7 protein-coding genes, 3 tRNA genes and 1 pseudogene are annotated in these 10,210 nt (G+C 68.1%); 6 read left to right on the forward strand and 5 right to left on the reverse strand.

The genetic code is table 11. From position 1 onward, the window contains the following. Nucleotides 1-141: 141 nt before the first annotated feature. From AC1DGE_RS15830 to AC1DGE_RS15845, 4 genes are all read right to left on the reverse strand, one after another. Nucleotides 142-2,898, reverse strand: a complete 2,757-nt coding sequence (locus tag AC1DGE_RS15830) for an ABC transporter transmembrane domain-containing protein (RefSeq protein WP_476917776.1) — start codon at nucleotides 2,896-2,898, stop codon at nucleotides 142-144. Nucleotides 2,899-3,269: 371 nt separating this feature from the next. Next, nucleotides 3,270-3,345 (reverse strand) — tRNA-Phe (locus AC1DGE_RS15835). Between the two features lie 48 nt (nucleotides 3,346-3,393). Then, nucleotides 3,394-3,467 (reverse strand) — tRNA-Asp (locus AC1DGE_RS15840). Nucleotides 3,468-3,581: 114 nt separating this feature from the next. Next, a tRNA-Glu gene (locus tag AC1DGE_RS15845) sits at nucleotides 3,582-3,654 on the reverse strand. 197 nt (nucleotides 3,655-3,851) lie between these two features. Between AC1DGE_RS15845 and AC1DGE_RS15850 the strand changes: the two genes are divergently transcribed. Continuing rightward, a complete protein-coding gene (locus AC1DGE_RS15850) occupies nucleotides 3,852-4,895 on the forward strand; it encodes a PHP domain-containing protein (RefSeq protein WP_476892914.1) in 1,044 nt (347 codons plus the stop codon). A 30-nt stretch (nucleotides 4,896-4,925) separates the two neighbouring features. On the opposite strand, the gene AC1DGE_RS15855 is transcribed toward AC1DGE_RS15850, so the two are convergent. After that, nucleotides 4,926-5,528 (reverse strand): LysE/ArgO family amino acid transporter, encoded by a 603-nt coding sequence (locus AC1DGE_RS15855; protein WP_476892915.1) that lies wholly within the window; start codon nucleotides 5,526-5,528, stop codon nucleotides 4,926-4,928. 68 nt (nucleotides 5,529-5,596) lie between these two features. Between AC1DGE_RS15855 and AC1DGE_RS15860 the strand changes: the two genes are divergently transcribed. The 5 genes and pseudogenes from AC1DGE_RS15860 to AC1DGE_RS15880 form a co-directional block, all read left to right on the forward strand. After that, the gene (locus AC1DGE_RS15860; protein WP_476892916.1) at nucleotides 5,597-6,478 is read left to right on the forward strand and encodes an ArgP/LysG family DNA-binding transcriptional regulator; all 882 of its coding nucleotides are present in this window, start codon (nucleotides 5,597-5,599) and stop codon (nucleotides 6,476-6,478) included. A gap of 135 nt (nucleotides 6,479-6,613) precedes the next feature. Continuing rightward, nucleotides 6,614-7,663, forward strand: a complete 1,050-nt coding sequence (locus AC1DGE_RS15865; RefSeq protein ID WP_441417989.1) for a DMT family transporter — start codon at nucleotides 6,614-6,616, stop codon at nucleotides 7,661-7,663. 10 nt (nucleotides 7,664-7,673) lie between these two features. Beyond that, nucleotides 7,674-8,126 carry a metallopeptidase family protein gene (locus AC1DGE_RS15870; RefSeq protein WP_441417990.1) on the forward strand — a complete coding sequence of 151 codons (453 nt, stop codon included), beginning with the start codon at nucleotides 7,674-7,676 and terminating at the stop codon, nucleotides 8,124-8,126. 29 nt (nucleotides 8,127-8,155) lie between these two features. Continuing rightward, on the forward strand, nucleotides 8,156-9,076 hold the full coding sequence (locus AC1DGE_RS15875; RefSeq protein ID WP_476917777.1) for a cation diffusion facilitator family transporter: 921 nt from the start codon (nucleotides 8,156-8,158) through the stop codon (nucleotides 9,074-9,076). 242 nt (nucleotides 9,077-9,318) lie between these two features. Then, a pseudogene (locus AC1DGE_RS15880) lies at nucleotides 9,319-10,210 on the forward strand (C40 family peptidase); the annotation flags it as partial.

The raw sequence follows: 10,210 nt of genomic DNA on the forward strand, positions 1-10,210 counted from the left end.
CGGATCCGTCCAGGGACTGTCCGCAGCGATGGCGTTCTTCCCCAGCGTGCGAGTCTAGCCGGGAGTGCCGGCGTGTCCCCAACCCTGGTCACGGCGCCCGTGTCGGGCGAGGGAATTATCGTCCCGCGCGGCGTTGGACAGCTAATTGTTGGTCGCGCGCTGTTCGGGCAGGCGGACCGCCTCGGGCATGGGGAGATAATACGCGCCGGTGTAGCGTGACGTGTCCCCGGTCAGGGCCCAGACCGAGCCGCGCCGGCGGCCGGCGCGGCTGTCGAGGGTTGTCCGGTCGCGCGCGGCCAGGCGGTCCAGGACCGAGGCGATGACATCCTCATGCGTGCACAGCACGGTCCCCGTGCCGCGGGCGTTGTCGACGAGCCGCATCGCCCGTTCGATGCGGCCATCGGAAAGATCACTGGCCACTTCCACCGTCAGGGATGCACGGCGTGCCAGCGGTTCAACAGTGCCGATACACCGGGCGGCCGGCGCGGAGAGGATCCGGTTTATTTCGAAGAACGAGCCGAGTCCTTCGAGGGAGCGGGCTGTCGTGCGTCCTTCGTGGGCCAGCGGCCGGGTGAGTTCGGAGTGGTCCCACAGCTGGCGGGGTGTTGCCGTGGCCCCGCGGATAAGCAGCAGCATCCTGTCCCGGGCCGGCACCGCACGGATCCCAAGTTCCCGCTCCAGGACGCCGCCCAGTGCGAGAAGCACGGGCCGTTCGCGTGGTTCGCTCAGCGTGCGCAGCGCCGCCGGAATGCTGAACCAGCGGGCCTCGTCCACTTCATCGTTGGCCGAGAAGACGCCGCCCTGGGCCTCCGCGGCCCAGTAGCGCACCGTCTTGAGGCGCCGGCGGCGGTCCAGATAGGTCACCTGCGGCAGCTCCGCACCGGCCCGGCAGACGAGACCCGTCTCCTCGCCCACTTCCCGCAGCGCACATTCCTGGTCCGTCTCGCCCGGTTGGGCTTTTCCCTTGGGGATGGACCAGTCCTGATGACGGCGCCGGTGGACCAACAGCACCTCCAGCGCGCCCTCCCTTCCGATCCGCCAGGGGAGGGCTCCCGAGGTCGCGGGCCTCGCCGGCGTTCCCTCGCGGATCGCGCCCCGCGCAGGCAGCGGCAAGGCTGGAGGATCTTGGGCCCCCTGCAGCCCGTCGAGCCGGCTGTAGAGACCGCCGGCTGCGAGGAGTTGCCGGTGGTTACCGCTTTCCACAATCCGCCCGTGGTCCAGCACGTAGATCTTGTCCGCGCGCCGGAGAGTGGAGAGGCGGTGCGCGATCACGATGACAGTCCGCCCGGCCATCAGCCGGTCCATTCCCTCCATCACGTATTGTTCGGAGATGGCGTCCAGGCCGGAGGTGGGCTCATCGAGGATGACGATCGGTGTATCGCGGACCAGGGCCCGGGCGATCGCGATGCGCTGGCGTTGTCCGCCGGAGAGGCTGACGCCCCGCTCGGCAACCGGGGTGTCATAGCCCAGCGGCAGCTGATCAACGAATTCATCGACATGCGCGGCGTGGGCTGCGGCGAAAACCTGTTCCGGAGTGACGTTGTCCGATCCGTAGGCGATGTTGTCGTAGATGGTGCCGTGAAACAGGATGGATTCCTGCAGGACCATCGAGATCTGCTGGCGCACCGAGGCCAGCTGCAGTTCGCGGACGTCCACGCCGTCGAGGAGAACAGCGCCGCCCGTCACGTCGTAGAGCCGCGGAATAAGGCTGACCACCGTTGACTTGCCCGCACCGGTGGGCCCGGTCAGCGCAATCATCCGGCCCGGCTCCACACGGAGGTTAATCTTGTGCAGCACCTCGGAATCGTCGTAGTGGAAGTCGACATCTCGCAGCTCCACCGCGCCCGCCAGCCGCGGCGCCGGCGGGGCACCGGGCGGGTCCGTGATTGCCGGGGCGGTGCTGAGGACGTCCTGGAGCCGCTCCGCGCTGACCTGGCCCCGGCTCATGACCGTCGTCAGCTTGGAAAGTTCCTTCATCGGATCGTAAAGGGCTTTGAGGTACGCCAGAAAGACCAGCAACAGTCCCAGCGTCATTGAACCGTCCAGCACCCGCTGCACGCCCGCCCAGAGCACGACGACGGTGCCGAGTGTGACGATGACATCCACCAGCGGGGACAGTGCTGCCTGCAACCGGACCAGCCTCAGGCCCGCATTCATCCGCGCGGCATTGCGGAGCTGGAAATCGGCCTCATGGCGCGCCTCGCTGGAAGAGGACTGCATAACCCGCACCGAGGAGAAGGTCTCCGCCATCGTGGAGGCAATGTCGCTGTCCCTTCTCCGCGCGGCCCGGGACGCAGCCTTGATGCGGGGGCGGTACATCAGCACCGTAGCGAACAACACCGGTGAGACCGCCAGGGCGATCATGGCGAAGCCCGGATCAACCACCATGCAGATCGTCGTGATGAAAGCCAGAATGAGGATGTTGGGTACCAGGACAGCCAGCATTGAGATGATCATGGCGCGCACGTAGTCGACATCCGTGGTCGCCCGAGTCACCAGATCCCCGAGCCTCTGCTTGTCGTGGAAGGACAGGGAGAGCCGCTGGAGGTGGGTGAACACCTCGGAGCGGACGGATGCCATTACCCGCTCTCCGACGCCGTTGAGCAGCCGCGCCCCAAAATAGTTGGCCGCCGCATTCGCCAGGGTGAACACCAACAGGCACGCAACTGCCACCACCAGCAGCTGCTGACCTTCCAGCCCGGCCGCACCGAACGTTCGCAGGAACTCGTTCTTGCTCGCAGCGCCCGGGGTCTTGAGCACATCGTCGACAATGACTTTCAGGGGCCACGGCAGCGCCACCTGCAGGGCAGCCGCGAGGACCACCAGGGCAGCTCCGGCGGCCAACGCCGCGGCGCGTGGTGCCAAGGCGCGGCGAAACCGCCAAAAAGTCACAAACATCTGGGCGCCCTTTGCCCGGCGAAGCGGCCGCTCCGACGGCGCCGGGCGAGGCGGCCGCAGGCAGCGGGGTTGAAGCGGGCCCCTGCACACGGACACTTCCCAACGGTGTCCGTCTCCTGCAGATCCGAGCTGTCGGCGATCTCCACTGAGCGTCCTCCCCCTCTACGCCATGGGTTCGCTCAATGTCTACCCCCTGCGCCGCGTCCTGTCTATCCGTAGCCTCTGCGTAGTGCCTGCAGGTTCGGACCGAGCTTCCGGGCATCCTCGATTGCTCCAGAGGGGCCGTTTCACGCCGCAATAGGGCCATTACGGAGCGGCGGGTGGGTTAAAGAAGAAAAGCACCAGTTCGTTTATGAACTGATGCTTCCCAGTGGTGGCTCCGACCGGCGTCGATCCGGTGACCTTTCGATTTTCAGTCGAACGCTCTACCAACTGAGCTACAGAGCCTAGGTGACGTGTCACCATGACGGCCGGAATTTCTTCTGGCAATCAGAGCGACCCTGACGGGACTTGAACCCGCGACCTCCGCCGTGACAGGGCGGCGCGCTAACCAACTGCGCTACAGGGCCTTGCTTTTACTGCTTGTTTACTGCTGTTTCTTGCTGCCTGCAGTATCGCTACTGCAATTTTTCAAGGCCTTTAGCCTACCAGACTTTTTGGTCCGGCTTGACCAGTTCCTTGCGTACCCCCAACGGGATTCGAACCCGTGCCGCCGCCGTGAAAGGGCGGTGTCCTAGGCCGCTAGACGATGGGGGCCAGGACGCCATCCGGTAAAACCCACTGAAACAAGGGCAAAAATTAAGGGCCGAAGCCTTCCGTTTTTGTTCCCTTCGGGTTCCTCCGAACTGGACCTATAAAACTATAGGGCCAACTTCCGGAATCTCCAAAATCCACTCCACAACCCGGGAATAAGCTCTGGACAGGGCCCATGCGGCTGTGCGGATGATGGTCAGATGGACGCCACCGCTGCCCTCAATGAGATCGCTTTCTGGCTCGAACGCGAACGCGCCACCACCTTCAAGGTCCAGGCGTTCCGCAAGGCGGCCGAACTCATCGGCGGCTTCTCCCCCGGGGAACTGGCCGCACGGACGGCCGACGGCCGGCTGAAACGGATGAAGGGGATCGGCGACCGGACCTTCGAGGTGATTGCGCAGGCGGTCGGCGGCGGCGTCCCCGACTACCTCGCGGGCCTGCGGGAACGCGGCGCCGAGCCCCTCGCCGCCGGCGGCCATGAACTGCTGGCGAACCTCCGCGGCGACCTGCACACGCACAGCGACTGGTCCGACGGCGGCTCGCCGATCGAGTCCATGCTGGACGCGGCCCGGATGCTGGGCCGCGAATATCTGGCCTTGACCGACCACTCCCCCACCCTCAAGATCGCTAACGGCCTCAGCGCCGAACGCCTCACCGAGCAGTTGGAGGTGGTCGCGGGGATCGTGGCCGCGCAGGCCCCCGGGCCAGGCGCAGGCCACCCCCCGGTCCGCCTGCTCTCCGGCATCGAGGTCGACATCCTGGAGGACGGAACGCTGGACCAGGCACCGGAACTGCTGGACCGCCTGGACATCGTGGTGGCGAGCGTGCACTCGAAGCTCCGCTCGGACAGTCGGACCATGACCCGGCGGATGCTGGCCGGGATCGAGGATCCGCACACCAGGGTGCTCGGCCACTGCACCGGCCGCCTGCTGGACGGCTCCCGCGGGACGAGGCCGCCCTCGGACTTTGACGCGAGGCGTGTGTTCGCGGCATGCGCGGCGAACGACGTAGCCGTCGAAATCAACGCACGGCCGGAGCGCCAGGACCCCCCGGATGAACTGATCCAGCTCGCGCTCGACGCCGGCTGCCTCTTCAGCATCGACAGCGACGCGCACGCTCCGGGCCAGCTGGACTTCCTGCAATACGGCGCGGAGCGGGCCGCCCGGAACGCCGTGCCTGCGGAGCGGATCATCACCACCTGGCCGGTGGAACGACTCCTCGAGTGGTCCGGGCGCGGAGAGTAGCGGCCGGGGCCGGCCAGGCGGGCGCGGCGCTCAAGCAAGCAACAACACAGCAAGCGTGATCATCACGACGGCGATTGCGGCGTCGAGCACCCGCCAGGCCGCCCGGCGCCGGAACACGGAGGCCAGGAATCGCGCCCCCGCGCCGAGGGCGGTGAACCACGCAATGCTTCCAAGGCCGGCGCCGGCCGCGAACCACCAGCGTCCGGACTCGCCGTGGGCGGCCGCGAGCGACCCGAGCAGCAAGACGGTGTCCAGGTAGACGTGCGGGTTCAGCCAGGTGAAAGCCAGGCAGGTGGCCAGCACGGCCGCCCTGCTGCCCGGGGGCTTGTCCCCGGGCAGGTCCAGTTGTTCCCCGCCGATCGCGCGCCGGGCCGCGAGCGCTCCGTAGACGAGCAAAAACGCGGCTCCCGCCCACTTGATCACCACGAGGGCGGCGGGCGTCCGGTCCAAGAGGACGCCGATGCCGGCGACGCCCAGCACGATCAGCACCAGGTCCGAAACGGCACAGACCGCCACCACCATGGCCACATGGGAGCGCTGGATGCCCTGTCGGAGGACGAAGGCATTTTGCGCGCCTATGGCCACAATGAGCGACAGGCCGGCGGAGAGGCCGGAAAACAGGGGAAGGATCACCCTTCGACGGTAAGCGCCGGGCAAAGATGAAGCCAGCTAATCTTTCTGTTGCCACATAAGATTGGCTAATGATGGACATCTCCCCCGAGCAGGCCCGGACGCTGGCTGCCATCGTCACGCACGGAAGCTTCGACGCCGCAGCCGCCCACCTATCCGTGACCCCCTCGGCCATCAGCCAGCGGATCCGTGCCCTCGAGGCCGCGGTCGGCCGTCCCGTGCTCACCCGGGCCCGGCCGGCGGGACTCACCGAGTCCGGCCAGGCGGTGGTGCGGTTTGCCCGGCAGCTGGAGCTCCTTTCCGCAGACCTTGCCGAGGAGCTGCGGCCGGAGGAACCGCACGGGCGGACGCGCCTGACCCTGGTGATCAACAGCGATTCCCTGCATACCTGGGCGCTGGCCGGACTGGCCGCGGTGGCGGGAAGGGTCCAGCTCGAGATTCTCCGGGAGGACCAGGACTATTCGCTGGGCCTCCTGCGCAGCGGCGCAGCGGCCGCCGCCATCACCACCACGGCCGAGGCGGCGCCCGGCTGCACCTCACGGCGGCTGGGTGTCATGCGCTACCTGCCGGTCTGCACCCCCGGTTTCGCCGCCCGGTGGTTTTCCGGCGGCGCCTCGGCGGCTACCCTCGCCGCCGCCCCGGTCATTGTTTTCGACCGCAAGGATGATTTACAGGACCGATACCTCCGGTGGGTGAGCCGCACGGCATTGAACGCGCCCCGGCATTACATTCCGGCCGCCCACGAGTTCGGCGAAGCCATCCGCTGGGGGATGGGCTGGGGGCTGCTCCCCGAAATCGAAGTATCGGAGGAACTGCAGCGCGGCACGATGACGGCACTGGATCCCGCGGCGCACGTGGATGTCCCACTCCACTGGCAGCAATGGCGGCACGGATCGGCCGCACTTGACGAGGTCGCGGCGGCCATCCGGGCCGCCGCCCGCCCGCTCCGGTGAATCAGGGCCGCTGAATCTGCGCCGGTGCGCCGGGCCGGGCGCGGCGCTGGGCTTGGCTGCATTTTGGCAGTAAACCGACTAGACCTGACCGATTCCCGCCAGCTGCCGGGCCGCCGCACGGGCTAGATTGGCAGCATGGCAACAACAGCCGAGACAGGCTCCCCCTCCCCGGACAGCGCACATCCGGACAATACCCACCCGGACGGCACGCACCCGGACAGCACGCACGAAGCGGCCTCGCATGCCGCCCCACCGGCCGCGGCGCAGGCAACCCGCCGGCCCGGGCAGATCAGCAGGCTCGGAATCGCCGCCGTCGTCGTCACCGTGGTGCTCTGGGCGTCGGCCTTCGTGGGCATCCGCGCGGTCGGCCCCAGCTTCTCCCCCGGACCGCTGACCCTGGGACGGCTTGCCGTGGCCGCCGTCGTGCTGGGTCTCGTGGTACTGCCGCAGTTCCGCAAGACCGCCGTGCTGCCCCGGGGCCGTGAGTGGTGGCCCATCCTGGCCTACGGCGTGATGTGGTTCGGCGGCTACAACGTTGCCCTGAACGCCGCCGAACACATGCTCGACGCCGGCACCGCCGCCCTGCTGATCAACGTCAACCCCATCCTCGTCGCCGTGATGGCCGGGATCATCCTGAAGGAAGGCTTCCCGCGCTGGCTGATCATCGGCAGCCTGGTGGCCTTCGGCGGCGTGGCAGTGATTGCCCTCGGTTCCGGCCAGCGCTCGACGGCGGACGTTGCCGGCGTGCTGCTCTGCCTGCTCGCGGCCGCTCTCGCGGCGGTGAGCGTGATCGTGCAGAAGCCGGTGCTCCGGAAGTTCCCCGCGGCCCAGGCCACCTGGTTCGGCATCATGGTAGGCGCCGTGTGCTGCCTGCCCTTTAGCGGCCAGCTCGTCGCTGAACTGCAGGCGGCGCCGCTGCCCGCAACGCTGGGGCTGGTGTACCTGGGCGTCTTTCCCACTGCGATCGCGTTCACCACCTGGGCCTATGCGCTCTCGCTGATCGACGCCGGACGGCTTGCCGCCACCACCTACCTGGTGCCCGGGACCACCATCCTGATCTCCTGGCTGGTGCTGGGCGAGATCCCCACCATCTGGGGCCTCGTGGGCGGCGTGATCTGCCTCGCCGGCGTCGCGCTGACCCGGCGCCGTTCCCGGCCGCTGCGGGGCGCACCGGCCAGGGCATAGAGTTCCGGGTATGCCCGCATCACTCCCTCCCGGCCTGCCGATCGTGCCCAGCGGGAACGACGACGCAGGCCACAACCACGACCGCCACCACGGACCGTTCCCGATGTCCGAGGACGAATTCGAAGCCGCGGTGGGCGACGCCCTGGACCGGATCCCGCCGGAATTGGCGAAGACCATGAACAACGTGGCGGTCTTCATCGAGGACGACTACACCCCCCAACCGGACGAGGACCCGGACACGGTTCTGCTGGGCCTCTACGAGGGCGTGCCGCTGACCGAGCGGGATTCCTGGTGGGACGCCGGTTCGCTGCCGGACCGGATCACCATCTACCGCCAGCCGATCCTGGACCTCTGTGCCTCCCGCGAGGACGTGGTCGAGGAAGTGACGGTCACCGTGGTCCATGAGATCGCACACCACTTCGGCATCAGCGACGAACGGCTGCACGATCTCGGCTGGGGCTAGCCGCCTCCGGTGGGACTAGCCTTGGAATCATGGGACACGACCACAGCCACTCACATGGGATCACGGCGACCGGGAAGCACCGCAAGCGCCTGATCGCCGTGCTGGGCATCACCCTGTCCGTGGTCCTGATTCAGGTCGTGGGCGCCCTCGTTTCCGGTTCGCTGGCCCTGCTCGCCGACGCCGGGCACATGCTCTCCGACGCCGCCGGCGTCTTCATCGCGCTGCTGGCGGCCTGGATTGCCGCGCGGCCGGCGAGCGATGCGCGGACCTACGGCTACCAGCGGGCGGAGGTCCTGGCCGCGCTGGCCAACGCGCTGGTCCTGATCGTCATTTCCGTGGTCATCTTCACCGAAGCCATCCGGCGCCTTGGCTCGGCTCCCGAGGTCCACACCGACGTTATGCTGTTCGCCGCCGTCCTGGGCGCGGTCGCCAACCTGGTCTCGCTGATGATCCTCCGCGGCGCACAGAAGGAAAGCCTCAACGTCCGCGGAGCGTACCTGGAAGTCCTGGGCGACCTGTTGGGCTCCTTCGCCGTCATAGTCGCGGCCATCGTCATCATGGTCACCGGCTACCAGGCCGCTGACACCATCGCCTCGATCCTGATCGCGCTGATGATCCTGCCCCGGGCGTGGCACCTGCTCCGGGACGTCGTGGACGTGCTCCTCGAAGCCACTCCCAAGGGCGTGGACGTCCAGATGATCCGCGAACACATCCTGGCCGTCGACGGCGTGGTGTCCGTCCACGACATCCACATCTGGACGATCACCTCAGGGGTGCCGGTCTTCTCTGCCCACGTGGTCGTGGAGGACGCTGCGCTGGGCGCCCGCGGCGCCGACAGGGTGCTGGACAAACTGGTCACCTGCCTTGGCTCGCACTTCGACACCGAACATTGCACCTTCCAGCTCGAACCGGCCACCTATGCGGAACACGAGGCGCACCAGCACGCCTGACCGGCCGGCGCAGCGGTGTACGGGTACATCTGCCCCGCCCCGGCACCCGCCGCAATGCTCGACACGCCCCTGCGAATGTGACCAAATGACATTGTTGTTGTTTATGTTATTGATGTGACTCTTGTTGCCAAAGTGGTATTTGGCACGTAGCCTCGTCCCTGCTGGGCGATCCGCAGAGGGGCTTTTTCATGCGCCAATTTCAGACCTCGCTCGCGCCAGCCTGACTGCAACGAGGTTTTTCCATGAGTTGGACCGGACCCGGCGGCAGGGCCGCCGCCCTGTGCACCGCCGTCGTACTGCTCGGAACGTTGGCGATCCCCGCCCAGGCCGCCCCGGCCGCCACGAAGTCGGTCCCCGGCCTGAGGATGCCGGCCGCGCCGGACCTCCCGACGCCCGCGGACATCGCCGCGGCGAAGGCCAGCGAAAGCGCGACGGCGGATCAGGTCAACCGGATCGACCGGATCCTGGCCGACGCTTCCGCGGCCAAGGAGGCCGGCCTGGCCACCTCGCTCGCCGCCAACAACGCCTACGTCGATGCCCTGGTGGAACTCCAGATCCGGCGGGATGCCGCCGAGCTGGCGGAAGCCAAGGCCGCCGCCGCCGAGTCTGAGCAGAAAAAGGCGCGCAAACTGATTGGCCAACTCGCCGGTGATCTCTACCGCAATGGCGGGATGACGCCGGCGCTCGGCAACCTGGTCGGCGGGAACGGCGAGGCGCTGCAACAGGCCGCCACGCTGGAGGCGGTGGCCGCCAGCCGCACCCGCGCCTTCCAATCAGCAGAGACCGCCGCTGCCGCCGCCCGGTCGTCGAAGGATGCCGCCGCCGAGGCCGACCGCGCCGCCGATGATGCTGCCCGCACCGCGGAGTCCCGCAAGGCCGACGCCGAACGCGCCGACGCGGACCGGCAGAAAGCAGTGTCAGAGGCCGCGGCGCAGCGGACGGTCCTGGTCGGCCAACTCGCCACCCTTCGCAACACCACCGTGGCGCTCGAATCAGCGCGGGTGGACGCACTCGACCGGCAGCGCCAGCAGGCACGGCTCGCGGCCCTGACACGGGAGGCGGCGCCCACCGGACAGCCTGCCCGGGCAGCGCAGCCGGCACCGGCCACCCCGGGCCGGCCGTCCGGCACGACGC

The sequence above is a fragment of the Arthrobacter sp. 05N425 genome (assembly GCF_056397125.1).